General features: G+C 75.6%; 21 protein-coding genes. 16 read left to right on the top strand and 5 right to left on the bottom strand.

Going from position 1 to position 26,351, the window contains the following annotated elements; all coding sequences use genetic code 11:
• Window positions 1–33: 33 nt before the first annotated feature.
• Window positions 34–2,982 (top strand): glycosyl hydrolase family 65 domain-containing protein, encoded by a 2,949-nt coding sequence (locus AS188_RS05450; RefSeq protein ID WP_083529271.1) that lies wholly within the window; start codon window positions 34–36, stop codon window positions 2,980–2,982.
• Window positions 2,983–3,145: 163 nt separating this feature from the next.
• On the top strand, window positions 3,146–4,054 hold the full coding sequence (locus AS188_RS05445) for an endonuclease/exonuclease/phosphatase family protein (protein WP_058858000.1): 909 nt from the start codon (window positions 3,146–3,148) through the stop codon (window positions 4,052–4,054).
• 66 nt (window positions 4,055–4,120) lie between these two features.
• On the opposite strand, the gene AS188_RS05440 is transcribed toward AS188_RS05445, so the two are convergent.
• On the bottom strand, window positions 4,121–5,323 hold the full coding sequence (locus AS188_RS05440; protein WP_083529270.1) for a CapA family protein: 1,203 nt from the start codon (window positions 5,321–5,323) through the stop codon (window positions 4,121–4,123).
• 34 nt (window positions 5,324–5,357) lie between these two features.
• Window positions 5,358–6,083 carry a DUF1028 domain-containing protein gene (locus AS188_RS05435; protein ID WP_058857999.1) on the bottom strand — a complete coding sequence of 242 codons (726 nt, stop codon included), beginning with the start codon at window positions 6,081–6,083 and terminating at the stop codon, window positions 5,358–5,360.
• Between the two features lie 215 nt (window positions 6,084–6,298).
• Here AS188_RS05435 and AS188_RS05430 point away from each other — a divergent pair, with 215 nt between their 5' ends.
• From AS188_RS05430 to AS188_RS05405, 6 genes are read left to right on the top strand one after another with little or no spacing between them, the layout of a single operon-like run.
• A complete protein-coding gene (locus tag AS188_RS05430; RefSeq protein WP_058857998.1) occupies window positions 6,299–7,837 on the top strand; it encodes an ABC transporter substrate-binding protein in 1,539 nt (512 codons plus the stop codon).
• Window positions 7,834–8,790, top strand: coding sequence for an ABC transporter permease (locus AS188_RS05425; protein WP_058857997.1), 957 nt, complete (start codon window positions 7,834–7,836; stop codon window positions 8,788–8,790). The genes AS188_RS05430 and AS188_RS05425 overlap by 4 nt, the downstream gene beginning before the upstream one ends.
• Entirely contained in the window at window positions 8,787–9,740 is a 954-nt protein-coding gene (locus AS188_RS05420) for an ABC transporter permease (protein ID WP_211268318.1), read from the top strand. The genes AS188_RS05425 and AS188_RS05420 overlap by 4 nt, the downstream gene beginning before the upstream one ends.
• A complete protein-coding gene (locus AS188_RS05415) occupies window positions 9,740–10,795 on the top strand; it encodes an ABC transporter ATP-binding protein (RefSeq protein WP_058857996.1) in 1,056 nt (351 codons plus the stop codon). The genes AS188_RS05420 and AS188_RS05415 overlap by 1 nt, the downstream gene beginning before the upstream one ends.
• Window positions 10,792–11,820, top strand: a complete 1,029-nt coding sequence (locus AS188_RS05410) for an ABC transporter ATP-binding protein (RefSeq protein ID WP_058857995.1) — start codon at window positions 10,792–10,794, stop codon at window positions 11,818–11,820. Before AS188_RS05415 ends, AS188_RS05410 begins: the two co-directional genes overlap by 4 nt.
• A gap of 47 nt (window positions 11,821–11,867) precedes the next feature.
• Entirely contained in the window at window positions 11,868–13,526 is a 1,659-nt protein-coding gene (locus AS188_RS05405) for an SLC13 family permease (protein ID WP_058857994.1), read from the top strand.
• A 13-nt stretch (window positions 13,527–13,539) separates the two neighbouring features.
• On the opposite strand, the gene AS188_RS05400 is transcribed toward AS188_RS05405, so the two are convergent.
• Together AS188_RS05400 and AS188_RS05395 are read right to left on the bottom strand one after the other, a co-directional pair.
• Window positions 13,540–14,364 carry an endonuclease/exonuclease/phosphatase family protein gene (locus AS188_RS05400; RefSeq protein WP_157570913.1) on the bottom strand — a complete coding sequence of 275 codons (825 nt, stop codon included), beginning with the start codon at window positions 14,362–14,364 and terminating at the stop codon, window positions 13,540–13,542.
• 80 nt (window positions 14,365–14,444) lie between these two features.
• Window positions 14,445–15,005, bottom strand: a complete 561-nt coding sequence (locus AS188_RS05395) for a Dps family protein (RefSeq protein WP_058857992.1) — start codon at window positions 15,003–15,005, stop codon at window positions 14,445–14,447.
• Between the two features lie 183 nt (window positions 15,006–15,188).
• On the opposite strand from AS188_RS05395, the gene AS188_RS05390 reads away from it, so the two are divergent.
• Both AS188_RS05390 and AS188_RS05385 read left to right on the top strand, forming a co-directional pair.
• The gene (locus tag AS188_RS05390; protein ID WP_058857991.1) at window positions 15,189–15,428 is read left to right on the top strand and encodes a hypothetical protein; all 240 of its coding nucleotides are present in this window, start codon (window positions 15,189–15,191) and stop codon (window positions 15,426–15,428) included.
• A gap of 357 nt (window positions 15,429–15,785) precedes the next feature.
• Window positions 15,786–17,825: an NADPH-dependent 2,4-dienoyl-CoA reductase gene (locus tag AS188_RS05385; protein ID WP_058857990.1), complete on the top strand. Its 2,040-nt coding sequence runs from the start codon at window positions 15,786–15,788 to the stop codon at window positions 17,823–17,825.
• A 6-nt stretch (window positions 17,826–17,831) separates the two neighbouring features.
• Here AS188_RS05385 and rraA read toward each other — a convergent pair whose 3' ends face one another.
• Window positions 17,832–18,314 (bottom strand): ribonuclease E activity regulator RraA, encoded by a 483-nt coding sequence (gene rraA, locus AS188_RS05380; RefSeq protein ID WP_058857989.1) that lies wholly within the window; start codon window positions 18,312–18,314, stop codon window positions 17,832–17,834.
• A gap of 332 nt (window positions 18,315–18,646) precedes the next feature.
• Here rraA and AS188_RS05375 point away from each other — a divergent pair, with 332 nt between their 5' ends.
• The 6 genes from AS188_RS05375 to AS188_RS05350 are packed head-to-tail and all read left to right on the top strand — an operon-like array spanning window position 18,647 to window position 26,348.
• Entirely contained in the window at window positions 18,647–19,429 is a 783-nt protein-coding gene (locus tag AS188_RS05375) for an FhaA domain-containing protein (RefSeq protein ID WP_058857988.1), read from the top strand.
• Window positions 19,430–19,918, top strand: a complete 489-nt coding sequence (locus tag AS188_RS05370) for an FHA domain-containing protein FhaB/FipA (protein WP_058857987.1) — start codon at window positions 19,430–19,432, stop codon at window positions 19,916–19,918.
• 4 nt (window positions 19,919–19,922) lie between these two features.
• On the top strand, window positions 19,923–21,464 hold the full coding sequence (locus tag AS188_RS05365; protein ID WP_058857986.1) for a PP2C family protein-serine/threonine phosphatase: 1,542 nt from the start codon (window positions 19,923–19,925) through the stop codon (window positions 21,462–21,464).
• Window positions 21,461–23,176, top strand: a complete 1,716-nt coding sequence (locus AS188_RS05360; RefSeq protein ID WP_058857985.1) for an FtsW/RodA/SpoVE family cell cycle protein — start codon at window positions 21,461–21,463, stop codon at window positions 23,174–23,176. Before AS188_RS05365 ends, AS188_RS05360 begins: the two co-directional genes overlap by 4 nt.
• The gene (locus AS188_RS05355) at window positions 23,173–24,618 is read left to right on the top strand and encodes a peptidoglycan D,D-transpeptidase FtsI family protein (RefSeq protein WP_058857984.1); all 1,446 of its coding nucleotides are present in this window, start codon (window positions 23,173–23,175) and stop codon (window positions 24,616–24,618) included. The genes AS188_RS05360 and AS188_RS05355 overlap by 4 nt, the downstream gene beginning before the upstream one ends.
• A complete protein-coding gene (locus tag AS188_RS05350) occupies window positions 24,615–26,348 on the top strand; it encodes a protein kinase domain-containing protein (protein WP_058857983.1) in 1,734 nt (577 codons plus the stop codon). Before AS188_RS05355 ends, AS188_RS05350 begins: the two co-directional genes overlap by 4 nt.
• Window positions 26,349–26,351: the final 3 nt, after the last annotated feature.

Raw genomic sequence — 26,351 nt, 5'->3', positions numbered from 1 at the left:
CCCCCCGTCGGAGGCCGGTGGCACAATGACGGCATGAGCGGCGTCCCCGAGCACCCGCCCACCCACGGCGCCGGCGCCTACGGCGCGGTCGTGCTGGCCCCGGCCGCGCCCGGCGGGGTCTCCGCACGGCGGCACGCCCGCGAGGCCGCGGCCCTGTTCGCCCGGCTGCGCGCCGACGGGGTGCTGACCGGGCTGGTCGCCCCGGGAACGGGGTTCCCGGGGCCCGCCGACGTCGTGGTGCCCACCGGGGCCGCGGACGGCGCCGACCTGCTGACCGCCGCCCGGCTGCTGTGCGTGGAGCCCGAGCACATCGCGGTCGTCACCGACAGTCCCCGCCTGGTGCGCGCCGCGGCGGCCTGCGGCTTCGGCCTGGTCGCCGGGCTCGACGGCGCCTCCGGGGGCCGGCTGCGCGCCGCCGGGGCGCACCTGGTCATCGACCGTCTCGACGCCCTCGAGGTGCCCCTGCCGTCCACCCCCGGCGGCCCGCCGTGGGGCGGGGGCCACGGCGGGCACAGCGCCTGGAACCTGCGCCACGACGGCCTGGACCCCGCCCGGGAGGGCACGCGCGAGGCGCTGTGCACCCTCGCCAACGGCTACCTGGCCACCCGCGGCTCGGCGTGCGAGTTCCCCGCCGACGGCACGCACTGTCCCGGGACCTACCTCGCGGGCGTCTACAACCGGCTGCGCACCACCGTGGACGGCCGCACCCTCGAGCACGAGCACCTGGTCAACGCCCCCGACTGGACGCGCCTGCAGTACCGGACCGGGGACGGCCCCTGGTTCGCCCCCGCACCGGGCAACGTCCTGTCCTGGGAGCAGGACCTGGACCTGCGCACCGGGGTGCTGACCCGCCGGCTGCGCTTCCGCGACGGCGCCGGGCGCACCACCCGGGTGACGACCCGGCGGTTCGTGTCCATGGAGCGGCGGCACGTGGCCGCCCAGGACGCCGAGTTCGAGGCGGAGGACTGGTCGGGCGCCCTGACGGTGCGGACCCTGGTCGACGCCGGGGTCGCCAACCGCAACGTCCGCGACGACGCCGCACTGGCCCACCACCACCTCGGGGACCCGCACTTCACCCGCCCCGCCCCGGGCGTGCTGCTCGCCGAGGTCCGCACCGGCCAGTCCGGCGTGGGCATCGCGGTCGCCGCCCGCACGACCACCGTGCCCGAGGGTCGCGCGGGCCCGCGGCCGGATCCCGTGCGGCCCGGACCGCGCGCGGCCGGCCACGAGCTGCGGCTGCGGCTCGCCCCGGGCCGCCCCGCGCGCGTCGGGACGGTCGTGGCCGTGACCACCTCGCACGACCGGGCCATCTCCACCCCGGCGCTCGCCGCGCTCGCCGAGCTGGGGCGCGCGGGCGGCGTCGACGAGCTGCTGGCCGAGCACCGCACCGCCTGGCAGTCGCTGTGGGCCGCGTTCGCCGTCTCCACCGGGGCCCGCGGCCGGCAGTCCCTCGCCGTGAACCTCAACACCTTCCACGTCCTGCAGACGGTGGCCGCCGCCGACCCCGACCTCGACGCAGGGGTGCCCGCCCGCGGCCTGCACGGGGAGGGCTACCGGGGGCACGTCTTCTGGGACGAGATGTTCGTCTACCCCATGCTGACCCTGCGCCGGCCCGAGTGGACGCGGGCGCTGCTGGCCTACCGCTACCGGCGGCTGCCGGCGGCCCGGGCGGCGGCCCGCGCCGCCGGCCACGAGGGAGCGATGTTCCCGTGGCGCAGCGGCAGCGACGGCCGGGAGGAGACCCCCTCGGTCCTGTTCAACCCGCGCAGCGGGCACTGGATGCCGGACAACTCCCGGCTGCAGCGCCACGTGGGCCTCGCGATCGCCCACAGCGTGTGGCAGTACTACGAGGCCACCGGCGACACCCGCTTCCTGATCGAGCAGGGCGCCGAGCTGGTGGTGGAGATCGCCCGGTTCTTCACCAGTCTCACGACCTACGACCCCGAGGCCGACCGCTGGGACATCGACGGCGTGATGGGCCCGGACGAGTACCACGACGGCCGCCCCGGGGCGCCCGGCAGCGGGCTGCGCAACAACGCCTACACCAACGTGATGACCGCCTGGCTGCTCACCCGGGCCGTGGAGATGGTCGCCCGCCTCGAGGAGCACTACTGCGGGCCGCTGTGGCAGCGGCTGGACCTCGGCGAGGACGAGGTGGCCCGCTGGGACCGGATCCGCACCCGCCTGCGCGTGCCCTTCCTCACCGACGGCGTGATCGCCCAGTTCGAGGGCTACGAGCAGCTGGCGGAGTTCGACTGGGAGGGCTACCGCGCCCGCTACGGCAACATCGGCCGGCTCGACCTCATCCTCGAGGCCGAGGGCCGCTCCCCCAACGACCACCGCCTCACCAAGCAGGCCGACGTCCTCATGCTGCTCTACCTCTTCTCCGCCGAGGAGCTGCGCGAGCTGCTGGCCCGGATGGGCTACGCCTTCCCGGCCGAGGCCGTGCGGGCGACCGTCGAGCACTACACCGCCCGCTCCGCCCACGGCTCGACGCTGTCCGGCGTGGTCCACTCGTGGGTCGAGGCCCGCCGGGACCGCCGCAGCTCCTGGGCCTACCTCACCCACGCCCTGGACAGCGACCTCGCGGACGTGCAGGGCGGCACCACCCGGGAGGGCGTGCACCTGGGGGCCATGGCGGGGTCCGTGGACATCCTCACCCGCTGCTACACCGGTCTGGAGCTGCGCGAGGGCATGCTGTGGCTGCACCCGGTGATCCCGCCCGAGCTGCCCGAGGTCTCGTTCTCGCTCCTGTACCGGGGCCGGCCCGTCCAGCTCGAGCTCACCGGTGACGCGCTGCGGCTCTACCTCGGCCCCGGCCCGGCCGGGCCCCTGCGGCTGCGCCTCGACGACCGCGTGCACGAGCTCGCCCCGGGCCGGTTGCACGAGTTCCCGATCCGCTCCCCCGGGACCCCGCGGACCGACGCCCGCGCGGCCCCGGCCGCGACCGCCCCCGACCCGGAGCCGACCCCCCATGCCTGAGCACCGCGCCCCCGCCGCGCAGCCCGTCCCCGCGGACGACCCCGACCCCGGCGCCGGGAGTTCACCCGCCGCTCCCCCGCCGTTCGCCCCGCGCAAGACGGTGTTCGGCACCGCAGGCCCACCATGGGGGCAGCCGACCGCCCGACCGACCCCGGGAGCCGCCATGCCGCCGGAGACCGTCCTGCTCGACCGCCCCGCCGCGGGTGCCCCCGCCCCGGCGCCCGCCGCCCCCGCGGGGACAGCCGGCCCCCTCCTGGGGCCCGCCGCGGCACCGGAGCTGCACGTGATGAGCTACAACATCCGCTTCCACCACCGCGCCACCGCACCGGGGGACCCCGACCACTGGCCCGCCCGCGCCCCGCTGCTCGCGCGGCTGCTGCGGCAGGAGCAGCCGACCCTGCTCGGGGTGCAGGAGGCCCTGTTCCACCAGCTGCCCGTGCTGCGCCGGGCCCTGCCGGAGGGCTACGACATGATCGGCTACGGCCGCGCCGGCGGCAGCAAGGGCGAGTACTCCCCCGTCCTCTACGACGCCCGCCGCCTCGACCTCGCCGAGTGGGACCAGTTCTGGCTCTCCGACACCCCGGAGCTCATCGGCTCGGCGACCTGGGGCAACGACGTCCCGCGCATCGTGGTCTGGGGCCGCTTCCTCGACCGGGCCACCGGCGCGGAGCTCGTGCTGGTCAACACCCACCTCGACCACCACTCGGAGCCCGCGCGGGACGCCGCCGCCGCCGCGGTGGCCGAGCTCGTGACCGGCTTCCCCCCGGGCACCCCCGTGCTCGTGACCGGGGACTTCAACGCCGTGGCCGGCGCCTCCGGTCCGTGGACCCGGCTCGTGGACTCCGGGCTGCTCGTGGACACCTGGGCGGCGGCCCGGCAGCGGCTCACCCCGGCCTGGGGCACGTTCCCGGGCTACCTCGATCCCGTCGAGGACGGCCCGCGGATCGACTGGGTCCTCGCCGACCCGGGGGTGCAGGTGCTGGCGGGGGCGGTCAACCCGGCCCGCTTCGGCGGGCGCTGGCCCAGCGACCACGCCCCCGTCCAGGCGCTGGTGCGCCTGGACCCCGCCTGAGCCCGGCGTCCCGGGGCCACGGCGGCACCCGCCAGCACCCGGGGACGCGGCCGGGGCCTGCGCCGGCTACGGCGCCGCGGGGCCCGGCAGGGGCCGCCACGGGCGGGCGCCGGCCTCCGCGGCGCCCATCGCGTCCACGGTCGCGGCCGTGCGCGCCAGGGACGCGGCGTCCTCCTCCGGCGAGCGGCAGCCCTCCTCGGCCGGCAGCGCGCACCACCGGATCGGGTCCACGGTGAGCACGTGCGGGACCCACACCGGGGGCCGGGCCGTCCACCGCCCGTCCGCGCGGACGAAGGTCGCGCGGACCGTCAGGCCCTCGTTGTTCACCGGCACGCGCGTCGCGTGCTCGGAGAGGCTGTTGCCCAGCCCGTGCACGATCCAGGTGTCCCCGTGCTTCTCGACGGGCAGCACGGAGTGGGTGTGGTGGCCGTAGACGAGGTCGAACTGCCCGCTGTCGGCCAGCGCCCGGTTCACCTGCAGCTGCTGGGGGCTGGGCCGGGAGGAGTACTCCTCCCCGGCGTGGACGGCGGCCAGGACGATCTCGGCGCCCTGCTCGCGCGCCCGCCGGGCCTTCTCGACCATCGCCGGCACCTCCAGCAGGTCCACCCGCCACGGCTCGTCCGGGACGTTGCCGTTGAGCCCGTAGGTGCCCGTGACGAGCCCGACCGTCACCCCGTCCGCGTCGAGCAGCAGCGGCTGCGCCGCCTCGGCGGCGGAGCGGGCGGTGCCCGTGGCCGCGAGCCCGCCGTCCTCGAGGGTCGCGAGGGTGCGCTCGAGCCCGGCCGTGCCGGCGTCGAGGGCGTGGTTGGTCGCGGTCGTGCACGCGTCGTAGCCGATCCCGGCGAGCGCCGGCACGATCTGCGGGGGCACCTCGAAGGCGGGGTAGCCGGTGAACGGCCCCTCCGGCGGGGCGAGCGGGGTCTCCATGTCGCAGATCGCGAGGTCCGCGTCCTCGGTGAACGGCCGCAGCCCCTCCACGAGCGGGCCGAAGTCGAGCTCGCCGGCGCCGTCCGCCCCGGCCTGCGCCCACAGCCCGGGGTGCAGGAGCACGTCCCCGGTGACGACGACCTCCACCTCGTCCGGGGGCGGGCTCCCGTCCGCCTCCTCGCCGGCGGTCGCGCCGGCGGGGGCGGGCGCCGTCGTCGTGCCCGGGGACGACGACGGCGCGGGGTCCCCGCCGGCGCAGCCGCCCACGCCGGGCAGGGCGAGCAGGACGAGCAGCGGCGCGAGCACGCGCAGGGGCCGGGGGCCGCGGGCGGGGGAGGTCATGGGACGAGGGTAGGCCACCGCCGTCCCGGCCGGCTCAGGAGAGCACCGTCGACCACAGCTGCTCGTCCTCCGGCCGCGGCGGCACCTGGGTGCGGGGCACGACCTCGGCCGGGGCCGGGTGGGCGCGCGCCTTGAGCTCGAGCATCCGGTCGAGGTCGTCGAGGGGCGCGGCCGAGTCGTCGGCGCGCAGGTCGACGTCGAGCAGCACCGGGTACTGGAAGCCCGCGAGGGTGTCGGCCACGACCACGGCCGCGCTCTGCTGACCGCGGCTGTCCCCGCCGGCGTCCTGGCCCGCCCGCAGGCACGCCACGAGCGCGCGGCCCAGCTCGAGGCTCGTCAGCGCGGGGACGGCCAGCGCCCGGGCCGCGGCCTCGCCCATGGCGTCCACGACCTCCGGGCCGGCCAGGTAGTTGCCGATCACCACGAAGTCCTGCCCGGCCGTGCCCCCGGCCCACGGCGTGCACAGCCCGCCGGTCTGGTGGGCGCCGGGGCCCTGCACCGGCAGGGCCGCGACCTGGCGCAGCGCGAGGTCGGCGTCGACGTCGGCCAGGCCCGCGATCGCCTCCTCGGCCGTGCGCCCCCGGTGCAGACCGCGCAGCATCTCGAAGCGCAGCCGGCGGTTGGTCCACGCCTGCGAGGCCACGACACCGGCGGTGGGCACGAGGGCGGGCACGGCGTTGCCCACGGCCAGCGAGCAGCTCGCGGTGGCGGCCCCCAGCAGGCGGGAGTCCGCGGTGCGGGCGATGACGGTGTAGGTCAACGGGCTCCTTCCGGGCGCCGCGGTCGCGGCACCCCTGGACGTCGCGGTCCGGGTCCGGCGCCGCGGTCGGCGCGGCACGCGCGGGCGGGCCGGGGTGTGGCCCGGCCCACCGGCCCGTGCGTAGGGTGGAAGGGACCGGTGTTCCGGGACGCACGCTCGGGGGACCCCGTGCCGCGACCGGGACGACGGGACATTCCTACCACCGGGAGGCGCGGATGGCACGCGGAGCACGGACCGCCGCCCTGGCCTCCGCCCTCGGGCTGGTGCTGGCCGGCTGCTCGGCCGGTGAGGGCGTGGACCTCGCCGGGGCGGGCGAGGTCGACACCGAGGACTACCTCGAGGTCGCCATCGCCGGGGAGCCCGACCAGCTGGACCCCCACAGCACCAGCGCCTACTTCTCCTTCCAGATCCTCGAGAACGTCTACGACACGCTCGTCGAGCCGGACGCGGAGCTCGAGATGCAGCCGGCCCTGGCCGAGTCCTGGGAGGTCAGCGAGGACCAGCTGTCCTGGACCTTCCACCTGCGCGAGGGCGTGACCTTCCACGACGGCTCCGCGTTCACCGCCGAGGACGTCGTCTACTCCTACGACCGGATCATCGACGAGCAGCTGGCCAACGCCTACCGCCTCGCCGCGGTCGAGGACGTCGTCGCGGTGGACGAGCACACCGTGCGCATCGACGTGTCCCAGCCGACCCCCGCGCTGCTGGCCGCGATCGGCGGGTACAAGGGCATGGCCATCGTCGAGCGGGGGAACGTGGAGAGCGGGGACGTCCAGCTCGACCCGGTGGGCACGGGCCCGTTCGAGGTGGTGGGCAACGCCGCGAGCACGGCCGTGACCCTGCGCGCCAACGAGGACTACTGGGGCGAGGGTCCCCACGTGCCGGGGGTCGTCTACCGGTTCATCTCGGAGGGCACCACGGCGCTCGCGGACCTCACCGCCGGGGAGGTGCACTGGACCGACTCCATCCCGCCGCAGCGGGTGGAGTCGTTGCGGCGCAACCCCGACGTCGAGGTCGCCTCCGTGCCCTCGACCGACTACTGGTACCTCACCATGAACCAGGCCCGCCCGCCCTTCGACTCCCGCGACGCGCGCCGGGCCGTGGCGCAGGCCCTCGACCGGGAGGCCCTCGCCCAGGTCACCTGGTACGGCAGCGCCACCGTCAACCAGACCGCGGTCCCCGAGACCTCCGTGTGGTACCACGAGTACGCGCCCTTCGAGCAGGACCTCGACCGGGCCCGCGAGCTCGCCGAGAGCTCGGGCCTGACCGGGCGGACCGTCGGCCTCATGGTCACCAACGAGCACCCCGAGACGGTCACGGCCGCCCAGGTGGTCGCCGCGAACCTCGCCGAGATCGGGGTCGCCACGGAGATCCGCACCCTCGACTTCGCCACCTGGCTCGACGAGCAGGCCCGCGGGAACTTCGACATGCTGCTCCTGGGCTGGCTCGGCAACGTCGACGTCAACGACTACTACTACAACCAGCACCACTCCGAGGGCTCGAACAACGCCCAGGGCTACAGCAGCCCGGAGGTCGACCGGCTCCTGGACGCGGGGCGCACCGAGACCGACCCGGAGGCCCGCAAGGAGCTCTACGACCGGGCGGCGGAGCGGATCGTGGACGACGCCAGCTACGTCTACCTCTACAACCCCGACGTGGTCCAGGCGTGGGCGCCCGAGCTGGAGGGCTACGAGCCCCGCCCGGACCGCGCCGTGCGGTTCAAGGACGTCCGGCTCGAGGAGGGCACGGGATGAGCAGCCCGCTGCTGAGGTTCCTCGCCCGACGGCTGCTGCACACCGCGGTGGTGCTCCTCGGGGTCCTGGTCGTGGTCTTCGCCCTCCTCCAGCTCGTCCCCGGGGACCCCGTCCGGGTGGCCCTCGGCACCCGCTACACCCAGGAGTCCTACGACGCCCTGCGGGAGGCCTCCGGGCTGGACCGGCCGCTGCCCGTGCAGTTCCTCGCCTATCTCGGCAACGCCCTGACCGGCGACCTCGGGGTCAGCTTCCGCAGCGGCGAGCCGGTCACCCTGATCCTGCTGGACCGGCTGCCGGCCACCGTCTCCCTCGGCCTCACCGGCATCACGGTCGCGCTGCTCATCACGTTCCCGCTCGGCACCTGGGCCGCCCTGCGCCGTGGCTCCGCGGCCGACGGCGGGATCCGCGCCGTGAGCCAGTTCGGCGTCTCGGTCCCCGACTTCTGGCTCGGGCTGCTGCTGATCATCGTCTTCTCCACGGTGCTGGGGCTGCTGCCCCCGTCCGGGTACGTGCCCTTCACCGAGGACCCCTGGGGCTGGCTCCAGCGGGTGGTCCTGCCGGGCCTGGCCGTGGGCGTGGTCTCCGGGTCGATCCTGACCCGCTACGTGCGCTCGGCGGTGCTCGACGTCGTCGGCTCCGACTACGTGCGCACCGCCCGGTCCAAGGGCCTGCCCCGGCGCACGGTGGTCGGCCGGCACGTGCTGCGCAACGCCCTCGTCCCGATCCTCACCGTGGCCGGCGTCCAGGCCGCCACGATGCTCGGCGGGCTGATCGTCATCGAGGTGGTCTTCGCGTGGCCGGGGCTGGGCCGGCTGGTCTTCGACGCCGTCGCGGCCCGCGACTACCCGGTGGTCCAGGGCGCCGTGCTGCTGATCGCCCTGGTCTTCCTGCTGATCAACCTGCTGGTGGACATCCTGTACGCCGTCGTCGACCCGAGGATCCGTGCGTCATGAGCAGCCACGCGAAGCCCCCGCCCGACCGCACCCCGGGCGCCGGCGGCCCCGCCCCGCGGCCCGCCGGACCGGCGGAGACCCCGGGAGAGCCCGCCCGCACCGGCACCCTGCGGATGCTCCTGTCGAACAGGGTCACGGCCGCGGGGCTGGCCGTCCTCGTCGTCGTGGTCCTGCTCGCCGTGCTCGGCCGCTGGATCGCCCCGTACGGGGCCAACGACATCGACGTGGTCAACGCCCTGCAGCCGCCCTCGGGCGCGCACCTGTTCGGCACCGACGAGCTGGGCCGGGACGTGTTCTCCCGCGTGGTGTTCTCCGCCCGGATCTCCCTGACCGTGGGGTTCGTGGCCGTGGGCCTCGCCCTGGTGGTCGGCGTGGGCCTGGGGCTCGTGGCCGGCTTCTTCGGCGGCTGGCTCGACACGGTCGTGATGCGCAGCGCCGACGTGCTCTTCGCGTTCCCCATCCTGCTGCTGGCCATGGCGATCGTCGCCGTCCTGGGGCCCGGGCTGGGCACGGCGATGATCGCGATCGGGGTCGTCTACACCCCCGTCTTCGCCCGCATCACGCGGGCCTCCACGCTCGCCGTGCGCGAGGAGCTCTACGTCAAGGCCTCCCGGGCCGTCGGGGCCTCCGACGGGCTCATCCTGCGCCGGCACGTGCTGCCCAACATCATGGGCCCCGTCACGGTCCAGACCTCCCTGTCCCTGGCCTTCGCGATCCTCTCCGAGGCCGCGCTGTCCTTCCTGGGGCTGGGCGTCCAGCCGCCCGAGCCCTCGTGGGGGCGGATGCTCTACGACGCCCAGGCCTTCATCTACGACGCCTGGTGGATGAGCGTGTTCCCCGGCCTGGCCATCTTCCTCACCGTGCTGGCCTTCAACCTGGTGGGCGACGGCATGCGCGACGTCCTCGACCCGCGCCAGCGCACCGCCGACGAGATCCGCAGGAGCGCCTGATGCGCACGACCGAGCACCCCCGCCCCGCTGCCCCGGCGTCCTCCGACGGGGACGTGCTGCTCGACGTCCAGGACCTCGCCGTCCGGATCGGCCCCGCGGAGATCGTCAACGGCGTGTCCTTCTCCGTGCCCCGGGGCGGGACCCTGGGCATCGTGGGCGAGTCCGGGTCCGGCAAGTCCATGACGGTGCTCGCGGCCACCGGTCTGATCGGCTCCCCGCCCGCCCGGGTGAGCGGGCGGTCCCTGCTGGACGGGCAGGACATCGTGCGGATGGACCCCCGCCGGCTGCGCGGCGTCCACGGCCGGCGCGTCGGCTTCGTCTTCCAGGACCCCTCCACGTCCCTGAACCCGGTGCTGACCGTGGAGCAGCAGCTCACGGAGGCCCCGCGCTTCCACCTGGGCCTCACCCGCCGCGGCGCCCGGCGCCGGGCGCTCGAGCTGCTCGAAGCGGTCGGCATCCCCGACCCGCCGTCCCGCCTCTCCGCCTACCCGCACCAGCTCTCGGGCGGGATGAAGCAGCGCGTGATGATCGCCGTGGCCCTGGCCTGCGGTCCCGACCTGCTCGTGGCGGACGAGCCCACGACCGCCCTCGACGTCACGACGCAGGCCCAGATCCTCGAGCGGGTCAAGGAGCTGCAGGAGTCCCGGGGGATGAGCGTGATCTGGATCAGCCACGACCTGGGCGTGGTCTCGGGCATCGCGGACCGGGTGGCCGTGCTCTACGGCGGGCAGGTCGTGGAGTCCGCGCCCCTCGAGGAGCTCTTCACCGACCCCCGCCACCCCTACACCCGGGGCCTGCTCGCGGCCCGGCCGCAGACGGCCCGCCACAAGGGGGAGCTGGCCGTGATCCCCGGCAGCCCGCCCGACCCCCGGCACCTGCCCCCCGGCTGCGTGTTCTGGGACCGCTGCCCCGTGCGCGGGGACCCCCGCTGCGAGACCGAGCGCCCGCCGCAGACCCCGGTGGGCCCCGGGCACGTGGTCCGCAGCTTCTACGGCGACCGCACCGGCGGCACCGGGCCCGCCGACGGCTCCGGCCGGCGGGGAGGCCCCCGATGACCGGTGCGCACCGGCCGCTGCTCAGCGTGCGGGACCTGCAGGTCGGCTTCCCCGTTCCCACCGGCCGCGGCCGGGGCGTGGTCCAGGCGGTGGCCGGGATCGACTTCGACATCCACCGGGGGCAGACGGTGTCCCTGGTCGGCGAGTCCGGCTCCGGCAAGTCCACCGTGGCCAACGCGCTGCTGCACCTGGTGGAGCCCACCGCGGGCACCGTGCTGCTCGACGGCCGGGACGTCACCCGGGTGCGCGGGCGGGAGCTCAAGGCCCTGCGCCGGCGGATCGCCATGGTCTTCCAGGACCCCTTCGCCTCCCTGGACCCCCGCCAGCACGTCCGGCGGGCCGTCGAGGAGCCCCTCGAGGTGCACGGGCTCGGCGGGGACGCGCAGGGGCGCCGCCGCCGGGTCGCGGAGCTGTTCGAGCTCGTGGGCCTCTCCGGCCGCTTCCTGGACCGGTACCCGCACGAGCTCTCGGGCGGGCAGCGCCAGCGCGTGTGCATCGCCCGGGCGCTCGCGGGCGAGCCGGACCTCGTGGTCCTCGACGAGGCGACGGCCTCCCTGGACGTCTCCGTCCAGGCCCAGATCATGAACCTGCTCAACCGGCTGCAGGGCGAGCTGGGGCTCACCTACCTGTTCATCGCCCACGACCTCGCCGTCGTGGAGCACATGAGCGACCACGTCCTCGTGATGTACCTCGGCCGGCTCATGGAGAGCGGGGACGTCCGGGACCTCTTCGGCGCCCCCGCCCACCCGTACACCCGGGCGCTGATGGCCTCCGCCCCGTCGGCCGACCCCGTCGCGGAGCGCCGCCGCCGGACCGCCCCGCTCGCGGGAGAGGTGCCCTCCCCCCTCGACCCGCCCTCCGGGTGCGTCTTCCGCACCCGCTGCCCGTGGGCCGCGCCGGAGTGCGCCGGGACGGTCCCGCCCCCGGTCCCGCCGCCGGGGGCGCACTCCCCCGGCCACCGCGCCGCGTGCCTGCGGCTGCCGGCCGTGCACGCCGCGGACCCGCCGGGCCGCGGAAGACCCTGATCCCCCGGGACACCGCCGTCCCGTCCACCCACCACCGAGGAGAAGCCATGGAACGACCACCGTCCGAGCCCCGTCCGCGCGTCGACGACCTCGACGCCCGCCCGGACGACGGGGCGGAGATCGACTCCCTGTCCCCCGGCGAGCGCGCCCCGGCCGAGGAGCCGCGCGCCCACCGCATCAAGTGGGCGGGCCTGCTGGCGGGCCTGGCCCTGGCCCTGCTCGTCTACGTCCTGCTGCCGGGCGACCTCGCCCACCCCGCGAAGCTCACGGCCGCCACCGCGGTGCTGATGGGCGTGTGGTGGATGACCGAGGCCGTGCCCATCCCGGCCACCGCGCTGCTGCCGCTGATCGTCTTCCCCGTCCTGGGGGAGGACGTGGCCGTCGACGACGTCGGCGCCTCCTACGGCAGCAACATCATCTTCCTGTTCATGGGCGGGTTCCTGCTCGCCCTGGCCATGCAGCGGTGGAACCTGCACCGGCGGATCGCGCTGCGCACGGTCCGGGTGATGGGCACCCGGCCGGCGCAGATGGTCGCCGGCTTCATGGTGGCCACCGCCTTCCTGAGCATGTGGGTCTCCAACACCGCGACCGCGGTCATGATGCTGCCCATCGGTGTGTCCGTGCTGCTCCTGCTGCCGGGGCTGATGGGCGGCGCGGGCGCACCGGCGGACGGGGGCACCGGGGACGCCGCGGACACGCGCGCACCCGCGCGGACCGGGGCCTCGGCCGACCCGCAGAGCGCCGAGGTCAAGGAGGCGGTCATCGAGTCGAACTTCGGCACCGCCCTGATGCTCGGCATCGCCTACGCCGCCTCGATCGGATCGCTGTCGACCATCATCGGGACCCCGCCGAACACGCTGCTCGTGGGCTACCTGCAGGAGAGCCACGACATCAGCATCGGCTTCGGCCAGTGGATGCTGGTGGGCGTGCCGCTGTCGCTGGTGATGCTCGTGATCACCTGGTTCCTGCTCACCAAGGTGCTGTTCAAGCCCGAGATCGAGGAGATCCCCGGCGGCCGGCGGCTGATCGAGGAGGAGCTGCACCGGCTCGGGCCGATGTCCACCGGCGAGAAGCTCGTGCTGGCGGTCTTCGCCCTCGCGGCCCTGAGCTGGGTGTTCGTCCCCGTGGTCTTCGACTCCCCGCCGATCAGCGACGCCGGGATCGCGATGGCCGTGGGGCTGCTGCTGTTCCTCCTGCCGGCCGGTGCGAAGCGGGGCGTGCGCCTGCTCGACTGGGAGTCCGCGGTCAAGCTCCCCTGGGGGGTGCTGCTGCTCTTCGGCGGCGGGCTGGCGCTGTCCGCCCAGTTCTCCTCCTCCGGGCTCACCGACTGGATCGGCGAGCAGGCCGGCGCCCTGGGGACCGTGCCGGTGCTGCTCGTCGTCGTGATCTTCACGGCCGGGATCATCTTCCTCACCGAGCTGACGAGCAACACGGCCACCGCGGCCACGTTCCTGCCGGTGGCCGGCGGCGTGGCCCTGGGGCTGGGCCTGGACCCCATGCTCCTGGCGATCCCGGTCGCGCTGGCCGCCACGTGCGCGTTCATGCTGCCGGTGGCCACCCCGCCCAACGCCATCGCCTTCGGCTCGGGCTACGTGACCATCGGGCAGATGATCCGGGGCGGGCTGTGGCTGAACCTGATCGGCATCGTGCTCATCACCGCCGTGACGATGACGCTGGCCGTGTGGGTGTTCGGCATCGTCTACTGAGCCCGCGCCCGCCTCACCCGGGCCGTCCCGGCCGCCGCGGCCCCGCCCCCTCCCCGGGGGCGGGGCCGCCGTCGTGCGGCGGGCCGGGCACGGCCTCGACCCGCGCCAGCACCGGGAAGTGGTCGGAGGGCCACCGGCCCCGCGGCCGGTCGGCGAGCACCCGGGCGTCGAGGACCCGGACGGGACCGCCGTGCAGGATCCAGTCCAGGCGCGGGACCCGCGGGCCGGGTCCCCGGTAGCGGTGGAACGTCCCGGGCGCCCCCGGCGGCAGCGCGTCCCGCAGCCCGCCGGCCCGCACGGCGTCCCACGTGCGGGACCGGCCGGCGGGGGCGTTCATGTCGCCCAGCAGCAGCAGGGGCCCCGCCCAGTCGAGGGCCTCCGTCTGCAGCGCGCCCACCGCGCGCAGGCGGGCGCGCTCGGGCCACGGGTCCAGGTGGGTGGCGACGACGCGCCAGACGGCGCCCGTGCGGCGGTCGGCCAGGTCCGCCCGCACCGCGGTGCGCGGGTACGGCGCGCCGGGCCAGCGGGAGCCGGGCACCTCCGGGGTCGGCGAGAGCCAGCGCTGGCGCCAGTCCAGGACCTCGAAGCGCCCGGTGTCCACCGCGAGCAGGCAGCCCTCCCCGCCCCCGCCGGCCTCGCGGCCGCCGCCGAGCAGGAGATGGCCGGGGCCCAGGGCCGCGGCCAGCGGGTGCACCTGTTCGGGGTGGACCTCCTGGAGGGCCGTCACGGCGGGGCGCTGCTCCCGGAGCACCCGCTGGACGGCGGGGAGCCGGTCGAACCAGGCGTCCGGGTCGCCGCGGCGGTAGCGCGGCAGCGGCCGGCGCACGTTGAAGGTCATGGCCGTGAACGCGCCCCGGCCCCCCGGACCGTGCTGGTCCGGGGGGCCGGGGCGGGGGGTGCCGTGCACGGACGGCCGCGTCAGCGCGCGGCCGACGCCGCACCCTGCTCGGTGGTCTCGCCGCCGTGCTCCAGGGCGCCGCCGCTGTTCTCCAGATGGGCGCGCATGAACCACTGGAACAGCTCGAGCTCGCGGACCTGGCCGATGAGGATGTCCTCGGTGACGGGGTCGAGCTCGCCGACCTTCCCGATGGCCTCGCGGTGGTCCGCCACGACCCCGTTGTAGACGACGTCGAGGGCCGCGAGGTGCTCGACCGAGGTGGCCCGGCCGACCGAGTAGTCGTCCCAGGTGCGCACGGCGACCAGGTCCCCGGGCAGGCCCGAGGGGGCCACGCCCATCGTGGCCATGCGCTCGGCGAGCTCGTCGACGAAGCCGCGGACCAGCTCGATCTGCGGGTCGAGCATCTCGTGGACGGCGATGAAGTTGGGGCCCACGACGTTCCAGTGCGCGTGCTTGAGGGTCAGCTGCAGGTCGTTGAGGGCGTGCAGCCGCGTCTGCAGGGTCCGGGCCACCTCGTGGCCGTTCTCCGTGGTCAGCCCCGGGACGGTGTAGGGGGCGCTGCTCTGGTTCTGGGCGGCCATGGGTCCGACTCCTTCCGGCCCCCGCGGGGGCCACGTTCGACAGCTGGGGTCACCGGCTCGGCGGGCGAGCCGTTCCCTCCCCACTATGGCACGGGCGGCACCGACTGTCAGTACCCTGCCGATTCGCTGAGCGCGATATCCGCACCCCTTGTCACGGCCCCGGCGCACTGCTTGGCTGAGGGCATGAACACGACCCCCGCCTCCGGCGACCAGCTCCCCGACGACCCGCACCTGGCCGAGGACATCGGCTCGGCCCCCGACACCCCCGCCGAGGACATGGCCCGCGAGCCCCTGCCCACCGGCCAGACGAACGCCGGCCAGCAGGTCTCGGGCGTGCGCGAGGCCGGCCGGCCGGAGCACGAGATCACCGGGAAGCACCAGGACCCCGCGGAGGGCGGCTACCAGCCGCCGACCTCCGACTGACCGGCGCCCCGCCGGCACGACCACGGCACGCCCCGGCGGCGGCACCCGGAAGGGTGCCGCCGCCGTCCTGTGCCCATGAGCACCGGCCCCACGGACCCCGGGCCCGGTGCCGCACCCGACCGCGGCCCCCCGCCCCGCCGCGCGCCGCTGCCGGCGCGGGCCGGCGGCGGGGACCGGAGCGGCCGGCGCTCGCCGTCGCCCACCAGGGGCTCGCGGCCGCAGCGGAGGTCGAGCCCTGGCGGGTCGTGTGGAGGGACCTGCTCCGCCGGCTCTGACGGGCACCGGGCGGCCCCCCGCTTGTGGCTCCGGTCACTTCTCGCCTACCGTGAGCCCGGTACCTGAGACGAGGAGTATCGGATGAATGCGGCCTTCCCGCACCTGCTGTCCCCGCTGCGGCTGGGCGCCACGACCCTGCCCAACCGCGTGCTCATGGGCTCCATGCACACGGGCCTCGAGGAGCGCGAGGACGGGCCGGAGCGGCTGGCCGCCTTCTACGCCGAGCGGGTGCGAGGCGGCGTGGGCCTGGTGGTGACCGGCGGGATCGGCCCGAACCCCGAGGGCGCCGTGCGCGAGGGCGGGGCGGTCCTGACCGGGCCCGAGGACGTGGCCCGGCACCGCACGGTCACGGACGCGGTCCACGCCGAGGGCGGGCGGATCGCCCTGCAGATCCTGCACGCGGGCCGCTACGCCCGCGGCGACCGGGCCGTGGCGCCCAGCCCGCTGCGCGCCCCGATCAGCCCGGTGGTCCCGCACGAGCTGTCCGCCGCGGAGATCGAGCGCACGATCGAGGACTTCGCCCGCACGGCGGAGCTCGCGCAGCAGGCCGGCTACGACGGCGTGGAGGTCATGGGCTCCGAGGGCTACCTGCTCAACCAGTTCACGGCCGAGGAGACCAACCGGCGCACGGACGCCTGGGGCGGTGACCTCGAGCGGCGCCTGCGCCTGCCGGTCGAGGTGGTCCGCCGGGTCCGCGAGCGCACCGGCCCGGGGTTCCTGCTGGTCTACCGGCTGTCGATGCTCGACCTGGTCCCGGGCGGCGCCACCCTCGACGAGGTCGTCCGGCTGGCCCGGGCCGTGGAGGAGGCCGGCGCGGACCTGCTCAACACCGGCATCGGGTGGCACGAGGCGCGCGTGCCCACGATCGCCACCGCCGTTCCCCGCGGGGGCTTCGCGTGGGTGACCCGCCGGCTGCGGGGCGAGGTCGGGATCCCGGTCGTGGCCGCGAACCGGATCAACACCCCGGAGTCGGCCGAGCGGATCCTCGCCGCGGGGGACGCCGACATGGTCTCCCTGGCCCGGCCCCTGCTGGCCGACCCCCGCTTCGTGGCCAAGGCCGCGGCGGGCCGGCCCGAGACCGTCAACACGTGCATCGCCTGCAACCAGGCCTGCCTCGACCACACCTTCTCGGGCCGCACCGCCTCCTGCCTGGTCAACCCCCGGGCGGGCCACGAGACCCTGCTGCGCCTGGGGCCCACCCGCCGGGCGGAGCGGATCGCCGTGGTCGGCGCGGGGCCGGCCGGGGCCGCCTTCGCGATCGGCGCCGCCGAGGCCGGCCACGCCGTGACGCTGTTCGAGGCCGAGGACCGCATCGGCGGGCAGTTCCTGCTGGCCCACCGGATCCCCGGCAAGGAGGAGTACGCCGAGACGCTGCGCTACTGGTCGGTCCGGCTGGCCGAGCTCGGCGTGGACGTGCGGCTGGGCACGGCGGCCGGGCCCGGGGACCTCGCCGGCCACGACCGCGTCGTGCTCGCCACGGGCGTGGTCCCGCGCGTGCCCGCGCTCGAGGGCGTCGACCACCCCTGCGTGGTGGGCTACCGCGAGGTCCTGCGCGACGGTGCGCCGGTGGGCCGCCGCGTGGCCGTGCTCGGCGCGGGCGGGATCGGCTTCGACGTCGCGCAGTTCCTCGTGCACGGCCCCGGCGGCCCGCCCGGGGACTTCTACGCGCAGTGGGGCGTGGACACGACGCTCTCCGCCCGCGGCGGCCTCGTCCCGCCCCGGCCGCGACCCCCCGCGCGGGACGTGGTCCTGCTGCAGCGCTCGACGGGCAAGCCCGGGCAGCGGCTGGGCCGCACCACGGGGTGGATCCACCGGGCGTCCCTGCGGGCGGCGGGGGTGCGCACGCTCGCCGGGGTCGCCTACCGGCGGATCGACGACGACGGGCTGCACGTGAGCGTGCCCGGCCCCGACGGGCCGCAGGAGCAGGTCCTGGCGGTGGACACCGTGGTGCTGTGCACGGGCCAGGAGCCGCTGCGGGAGCTGCACGAGCGGCTGCTGGCCGGCGGGCACGACGCCGCGGCGGTGCCGGTGCACCTGATCGGCGGGGCCGACGTGGCCGCGGAGCTGGACGCGAAGCGGGCGGTCCGGCAGGCGGCCGAGCTCGTCGCGGCCATCGGCTGAGCCGGCTCAGCCCTCGACGAGCACCCCGTCCTCGTCGGCCCACACGGTGCGGCCGGGCAGGAAGGTGGTCCCCTCGATGACCACCGGCACGTCCTGCTCCCCGACCCCGTCCTTGGCGGACTTGCGGGGGTTCGAGCCGAGGGCCTTCACGCCCAGCGGCAGCTGCGCGAGCGCCACCCGGTCGCGGACGGGGCCGTTGATGATCACCCCGGCCCAGCCGTTGCGCACGGCGGCCTCGGCGATCATGTCGCCCATCAGGGCCGTGCCCATCGACCCGTGGCCGTCCACCACGAGCACCGCGCCCTCCCCCGGGGTGTTGAGCAGGGCCTTGACGAGGCCGTTGTCCTGGAAGCAGCGGATCGTGCGCACCGGTCCGGTGAACGCGCGCACCCCGCCCAGGTCGAGGAACTGGCGGGGGCAGGACTGCAGCTGCTCACCGCGCTCGTCGTAGAGGTCGGCGGTGGCGAACGGGCGCGGGGTCTCGGTCATGGGTGCTCCTCGGCGTCGGCGGGCGGTGCCCGGGCCGGCGGCGCCGGCCCGCTCCGGCCCCAGCCTAGCGACCGGGCCCGGGACGGGCCTCCTCGCCGCCGCCGCAGCCGGGCAGGAGCGGTGTCGCCGGCCCGGGCCCGGCGGGGAGCAGGCGGTGAACCGGTGGGCGTCGCGGCCGGGCTCCTCCCCGCCACGACGGGCCGGACAGGACCCGGACCCGCCCGGTCGCGGGCGCCCACCGGGTTCTCAGCCGCCGCGTCTACTATCCTGAGGAGCGCCTGGCCCGGGACCGGGGCACGTGCGCCGCGATCGACGACAGGAAGGAGGCGGCCGTGGGATTCCTCGAGAGCCTCGAGAAGAACATCGAGAAGGCCGTGCGCTCCGCCTTCTCGACCGGCTCCCGCCGCCGGGTCGAGCCGGTCGAGATCGCCAGCGCCCTGCGCCGGGAGCTGGACCAGGAGGCGTTCACCATCTCCGCCGGGCGCACGATGGCGCCCAACGTGTTCGTCGTGGAGTTCTCCGAGGAGGACTTCCCCCGCGCCCAGAACTGGGGCACGCCCCTGGCCGAGGAGCTGTGCGACGTCGTCATCAAGCACGCCCGCAGCCAGGCCTACACCCTCCAGGGCGCCGTGAAGGTCTCCTTCACCCGCAGCGCCGAGGCGGAGGCGGGCGGGTTCCGCATCCACTCCTCGGCCCAGCGCACCACCGAGTCCCCGAACACGACCGCCCCGGCCCCCGCCCCCGACGGCGGGCACCGGATCGCCACCGGCCACGGGCGCGAGGACCACGCCCCGCCCCCGACCGCCCCCGTGCAGCGGTGGGTGCCGGTGCTCGACCTCGGCGGGGAGCGCTACTCGCTCAACGCCGACTCGATCGTGCTGGGCCGCTCCGCCGAGGCGGACATCACCGTCGAGGACACGGGCGTCTCGCGCCGCCACCTCGAGATCCGGCGCCAGGGCGAGCACTTCGTGGCCGTGGACCTGGGCTCGACCAACGGCTCCTACGTGGACGGCGAGCGCGTGATCGGCCGCGCCGAGCTGGTCAACGGCTCCGTCATCACCATGGGGCGCACGCGGATCACGTTCCGCCTCCTGACCCCGAAGGGGCCACGCTGAATGTCCGAACTGACCGTCACGCTGCTCCGCTTCGGCTTCCTGGCCCTCCTGTGGATCTTCATCTTCAGCATCGTCGCCAGCCAGGGCCGTGACCTGGCCGTGGGCGGGCGGCTGCCGGTCCCCGGGCGGTCCCGCCGCCGGCAGGACGCGGCCCCGCAGCAGGCCCCGCCCGCGGAGGCGCCGGCGGACCGCCGCGCCCGCCCCGGGACGCTCGTGGTGCTCGACGGCCCGCTGCGCGGGCGCAGCTACCCGCTGGGCAGCGCCCCCGTGCTCCTCGGGCGCTCCCCCGAGGCGACCGTGCCCCTGGGCGACGACTACGCCTCGGGCCGCCACGCCCGGCTGTTCCCGCAGGGCTCCCGCTGGTTCCTCGAGGACCTCGGCTCGACCAACGGCACCTACGTCGGCCAGCAGCGCCTGACCCGCGCCGTCCCCCTGGAGACCGGGACCCCGTTCCGGGTCGGCAAGACCGTCCTGGAACTGAGGCCCTGACCGCATGGGCATCGCCTTCCGCTACGCCGCGCGCTCCGACGTGGGCCGGGTCCGTTCCAAGAACGACGACTCGGCCTACGCGGGCCGCTACCTCGCCGTCGTCGCCGACGGCATGGGCGGGCACGTCGGGGGCGACGTCGCCTCGGCCTCCGCGGTGATCGACCTGACCGCGCTCGACCGCCCGGACCACGGGGGCCAGGGGGCGACCGTGCTCGCCGACGAGATCCAGAACGCCAACCAGAACCTGGTGCGCCTCGTCGTCGCCGACCCGCGGCTGGGCGGGATGGGCACCACCGTCACCGCGCTGCTGGCCGACGGCGACGAGATCGTGCTCGCCCACATCGGCGACTCCCGCGCCTACCGCCTCTCCGAGGACGGCTTCCGGCAGGTGACCCGCGACCACACCTTCGTCCAGCGGCTCATCGACGAGGGCCGGCTGCGGCCCGAGGAGGCCGAGTCCCACCCGCACAAGAACGTGCTGATGCGCGTGCTCGGGGACGTCGACGCGTCCCCGGAGATCGAGGTCGACGTCGTGCGCCCCCGCCCCGGGGAGCGCTGGTTGCTGTGCTCCGACGGGCTCAACGCCGTGGTCCGCCCGGAGACCATCGAGGCCGTGCTGCGCTCCACCGGCGACCTCAACCAGATCGTGGACACGCTGGTGGAGCTGACCCTCGACCGCGGGGCGCCGGACAACGTCACCGTCGTCGTCGTCCAGGTCTTCGAGCCCGACGAGGGGGACCCGGCGGCTCCCCAGGCCGGGGAGGCCCACGGCGCCGTGCCCGACCCGGCCTCGGCGCGGACCTCGGACGAGCTGACCGCGCGGACCGCCCCGGTGCCCGGCGCCCCCGACGGCGCACCGGACGGGGTGCGCGACCCGGCGGCCGCGGAGTCCTCGGCCGCCGCGCTGCGCCGCGACCTCTCCGCCCGCCCCCACCTGCTGGTGGGCGCGGCCGCCAACGCCACCCAGACCGGGCGCATCCCCACCGTCAGCGACAGCGTGCGGGAGCGCCGGGCCACGCTCGTGCGCACCTCCTCCCCGGACACCCTGGCCGACCCCCGGGAGGTGGCCTCGGCCCTGGACCGGGCCGACGCCGCCGTCCGCTCCCCGCGCCGGCGCCGGTCCCGGCGGGCCCTCGCCGTGCTGGCCCTGGCCACCGTGGGGCTGCTGCTCGTGGCCGGCGGCTGGCTGGCCAAGAGCTGGATCAGCTCCCAGTACTACGTGGGCGAGGACAGCGGGACGGTCGCGATCTACAACGGCGTCTCCCAGACCCTGGGCCCGGTGGCGCTGAGCGAGCTCGAGCGCAGCACGGACCTGCGGATGGAGGACCTGCCCGCGTTCGCCCAGGCCCGGGTGCGCAACGCCATCCCCGCGGACAGCCTCGAGGAGGCCGAGCGCATCGTGGGCGAGCTGCGCACCTCCGCCCGCGAGGAGGCCGAGTCCCCCGGTCCCACGCCCCGGCCCACGGGCACCGTCCGCCGCGCCACCGCCTCGCCCGGCACGACCGCGCCCGGCACCCCGACCGAGAGCCCCGGAGGTGAACGATGAGCACCACCGCCGTCGCGGCCGAGGACCGCGCCGCCCCCGCCGCCAGGCCCCGCCGGCTGACCGAGCTGGTGCTGCTCGTCGTCGCCGTGGGCATCGGCGTGGCCGCCAACATCCTGGTCGACCCGGACCTGCTCGGCTCCGGGGACCCGCACATCCTGGTCTCCGGGCTGGTGCTGGGCCTGGGCGCCCTGCTGCTGCACGTCGTGCTGTGGGTGCGCGCCCGCCACGCCGACCCCTACGTGCTGCCCGTGGTGGTGGCCCTCAACGGCCTGGGGATCGCGATGATCCACCGGATCGACCTCAGCACCGACCAGTCCGCCGCCGGGTCCCAGGTGCTGTGGACGGCGGTGGCCATGGCGGCCGCCGGGCTCGTGCTGTGGTTCCTCAAGGACCACCGGGTGCTGCGGCGGGTCACCTACGTGTCGCTGCTGCTCAGCGGCCTGCTGCTGCTGCTGCCGCTCGTGCCCGGGCTGGGCGTGGAGCTCAACGGCGCCCGCATCTGGATCTCCGTGGGCGGGCGCACCTTCCAGCCCGGCGAGGTCGCCAAGATCACCCTGGCCGTGTTCTTCGCCGGGTACCTCTCCACCAACCGCGACCTCATCCTGCTGGCCGGCAAGAAGATCGGGCCCCTGCGGCTGCCCCGCTTCCGGGACATGGCCCCGATGTTCGCCGTGTGGGCCATCGCCGTGGGCGTGCTCGTGCTCCAGCGCGACCTCGGCTCGGCGATCCTGTACTTCGGGCTGTTCCTGGCCATGCTCTACCTCGCCACCGCCCGGCTGAGCTGGATCGTCATCGGGCTGCTGCTCGTCGCGGTCGCCGGGGTGCTCGCCTCGCAGGTCTTCGGCCACGTGGCCGCCCGCCTCGACTCGTGGCTCAACGCCTTCGACCCCGACGTCTACAACCGCGCCCCCGGCGGCTCCCAGCAGATCGTCCAGGGCCTGTTCGGCCTGTCCTCCGGCGGGCTCTTCGGCCAGGGCCTCGGCCAGGGCCGCCCGGACCTCGTCTCCTACGCCAACTCGGACATGATCATCACGGCCTTCGGCGAGGAGCTCGGGCTGATCGGCGTCACCGCGGTGCTGATGCTGTTCTTCCTCTTCGTCACCCGCGGCTTCCGCGCCGCGCTGGGCACCCGCGACGCCTTCGGGAAGCTGCTCGCGGCCGGGCTGTCCGCGGTGATCGTGCTGCAGCTGTTCGTGGTCGTCGGCGGCGTCACCCGCCTGATCCCCCTCACCGGGCTCACGACCCCGTTCATGTCCGCGGGCGGCTCGTCGCTGCTGTCCAACTGGATCATCGCGGCGATCGTGCTCGCGATCTCGCACACCGCCCGCCGCCCCGTGGTCACCGGCCCCGCCACGGACGCCGACCTCGCCGAGATCGCCGCCCACGAGGCCGCGCTGCGGGAGGCGGCCCGCCGCGACGAGCAGGAGCGCGCCGAGCGGCGGGAGCGCCGCCACGACGGGCACGGCCGGGCGGACACCGCCCCGCAGCCGGAGGTCCCCGCCGCCGCGGGCGGCGGCCCCCGCACGGCCGAGACCGAGGCCATCGCCCCGGCCGGCGCGTCCGCCCACCGGGAGGCCGGCCACCACGGGGCGGCCCCCGACGGCCACGACGACGACGGGACCCCCACCGAGGCGATGTCCCGGCTGACCGAGCACGACACCCGGCGCACGGACGGCGGCGCCGGCGGGACCGGGAAGGGAGGGACCTCGTGAACCGGGCGATCCGACACACCTGGACCGCCGGGGTGGCGATCTTCACCGTGCTGCTCCTGGCGCTGACCTACGTGCAGTTCTTCGCGGCGCGCAGCCTGGAGGCCCATCCCTGGAACAACCGCAGCCTCTACGAGCAGTTCGGGGCGGACCGCGGCGCGATCGTCGTCGGCGGCGACCCCAAGGCCTACTCCGTGCCCTCCGACGACGACTTCGAGCACCAGCGCGTCTACGCCGACGGCCCCCTCTACGGCCACCTGACCGGGTACTTCTCCCTCGTCTACGGGGCCACCGGGCTCGAGGCCGCCCTCGGCGAGGAGCTCTCCGGGGCCTCCGCCGACCAGTTCTACGACCGGGTGCTCGCGATGTTCTCCGGCGACCAGCCCACCGGGGCCTCGGTCGAGCTGACCGTCGACCCGGAGCTCCAGCGCGTCTCCCAGGACGTGCTGCAGGGCCGCCGCGGCGCCGTCGTCGCCCTCGACCCCGAGACCGGGGCGATCCTGTCGATGGTCTCCTCCCCCGGCTTCGACCCCAACGAGCTCGCCTCCCACGACGCCGCCTCCGTGATCGCCGCCGCCGAGCGCCTCAACGGCGACCCCGACCAGCCCCTGGTCAACCGGGCGATCGCCGGCGACCTCTACGCCCCGGCCTCGACCTTCAAGATCCTCGACACGGTGGCGGCCCTCGAGTCCGGCCGCTACACCACCGACTCCCAGCTGCCGAACCCGCCGGAGCTGCCGCTGCCCGGCACGGACGTCACCCTGCCCAACTACGTGGGCGGCGGGTGCGCCGCCCGCCCCCAGGCCGACCTCGAGTTCGCCCTCGAGCAGTCCTGCAACACCCCGTTCGCCTCGATCGCCCTCGATCTCGGCGAGGACGCCATCCGGCGCACCGCCCAGAACTTCGGCTACGGCGAACCCCTCTCGCTGCCGCTGCAGGTCACGCCCTCCGTCTTCCCGGAGGAGCTCAACGCCTCGCAGCTGGCCCTGTCCGCCATCGGCCAGTACGACGTGCGCGCCACCCCGCTGCAGGTCGCCATGACGAGCGCCGCCATCGCCAACGACGGCGTCATGATGCGGCCCCAGCTCGTGGACACCGTCCGCTCCTCCGACCTGTCCGTGCTCGACGAGTTCAGCCCCGAGCAGCTGCGCCGCTCGACCAGCGCCGACGTCGCCGGCACCGTCACCGACCTCATGGTCGAGGTCGTCGACGACGGGATCGGCCGGGGCGCGGCCGTGCCCGGGGTCGAGGTGGCCGGCAAGACCGGCACCGCCGAGATCGGCTCCGAGGAGGGACTCAACGACTCCTGGTTCACCGGCTTCGCCCCGGCCGACGACCCGGAGGTCGCCGTCGCGATCGTCGTCGAGGACGTCGACGTCGCGACCGGATCCTCCCTGACCACCACGGGCGCCAAGCAGATCTTCGAGGCGGTGTTGAACAAGTGAGACCTTCGTCGAGCACCGTCCTGGGCGGGCGCTACGCACTGACCGATCGGATCGCGATCGGCGGGATGGGCGAGGTGTGGAGGGCCAAGGACCGGGTCCTGGGCCGCGTCGTCGCCGTGAAGATCCTCAAGGAGGAGTACAACGGGGACCCCAACTTCCTGCAGCGCTTCCGCGCCGAGGCCCGCCACACGGCCCTGCTGAACCACCCCGGGGTGGCCAACGTCTTCGACTACGGCGAGGAGGAGGGCTCCGCCTTCCTCGTCATGGAGCTGGTCCCGGGCGAGCCGCTGTCCAACATCATCGAGCGGCGCCGCACGCTCGAGGCCGACACGGTCCTGAACTACATCGGCCAGACCGCCCGGGCGCTCGCGGCCGCCCACGCCCAGGGGCTCGTGCACCGGGACGTGAAGCCGGGCAACCTGATCATCACCCCGGACAACCGGGTGAAGGTCACCGACTTCGGCATCGCCCGCCTCGCCGACCAGGTGCCGCTGACGGCGACCGGGCAGGTCATGGGCACGGCCCAGTACCTGGCACCCGAGCAGGCCACCGGGCAGACGGCCACGGGCTCCTCCGACATCTACTCCCTGGGGATCATCGGCTACGAGTGCCTGGCGGGGCGGCGGCCGTTCACGGGCGAGTCGCAGATCGCGATCGCCCTGGCCCAGGTCAACGACCCGCCCCCGCCCCTGGCCGAGGACGTCCCCGAGCCCGTGCGGGCCCTGATCATGTCGATGCTCGCGAAGGAGCCCCGGGACCGTCCCGCCACCGCGGGCGCGCTGGCCACGGCGGTCGACGCGATCCGCCGCGGCGACGTCGCGGCCGCCGCCGCGGCCGTGCCCGGCATGCGGGCCTTCCTGGACCTGCCCGAGGACCTCGACGACGACGAGCCCACGCAGGCCTTCGCGCCGGTGGACGACGAGCCGACGCGGATGATGACCCGCCAGGACGGCCGTCCCGCGGCGGCCGCCCCCGGCGCGGGCGCCGCCGCCGGCCCCGCGCACCCGGTCACCGCCGAGCTCGGCGTCGTGCAGCCGGAACGGGCCCCCGGGCGGGACGCGCCCCGGCCCCCGGCCGAGCAGCCGCGCCGGCGCCGGGTGTGGCCGTGGCTGCTGCCGCTGCTGCTCGCGCTCGCCCTGGCCGCAGGGCTGGTGTGGCTGTTCGTGCTGCGCGACACCGGCTCGGGAAACCCGGACCCCTCCCCGACCGGCACCGTCTCCACGACGGCCGTGCCCGAGACCAGCGCCCCGGACGGCGAGACCGTCGAGGTGCTCGCCGCCCGCTACGAGGGCCGCTCCGTCGACGAGGTCGTCCAGGAGCTCTCCGACCTGGGCTTCGCCGTCCAGCGCGTGGGCCAGGCCTCCGGCGAGCCGGTCGGCACCGTGCTGTCCCTGGACCCCGTGGGTCAGGTCGCCCGCGGGACCACGATCACGGTCGTCCACTCCACCGGCCCGGACACGGTCGAGCTGCCCACCGGGCTCGTGGGACGCCAGGAGGCCGACGTGATCCGGGAGATCACCGAGGCCGGGGTCAACGTGACCCTCTACGAGGACTACTCCTCCGACGAGGCCCCCGGCACCGTGCTGCGCACCCAGCCCATCGGCGGCTCCACCGTGCGTCCGGGCGACACCGTGCAGGTGTGGGTGGCCCGCGAGCGGGCGGCGAGCCCCGCCCCCACGCAGGGCGCGACCTCCGCCCCCGCCACGGTCTCGCCCACCGAGGGGAACTGAGCC

This window comes from Kocuria flava, assembly GCF_001482365.1.
Taxonomy (GTDB): domain Bacteria; phylum Actinomycetota; class Actinomycetes; order Actinomycetales; family Micrococcaceae; genus Kocuria; species Kocuria flava.
The sequence above is the reverse complement of the archived record's forward strand: the minus strand, read 5'-3'. Positions and strand labels throughout refer to the sequence as shown.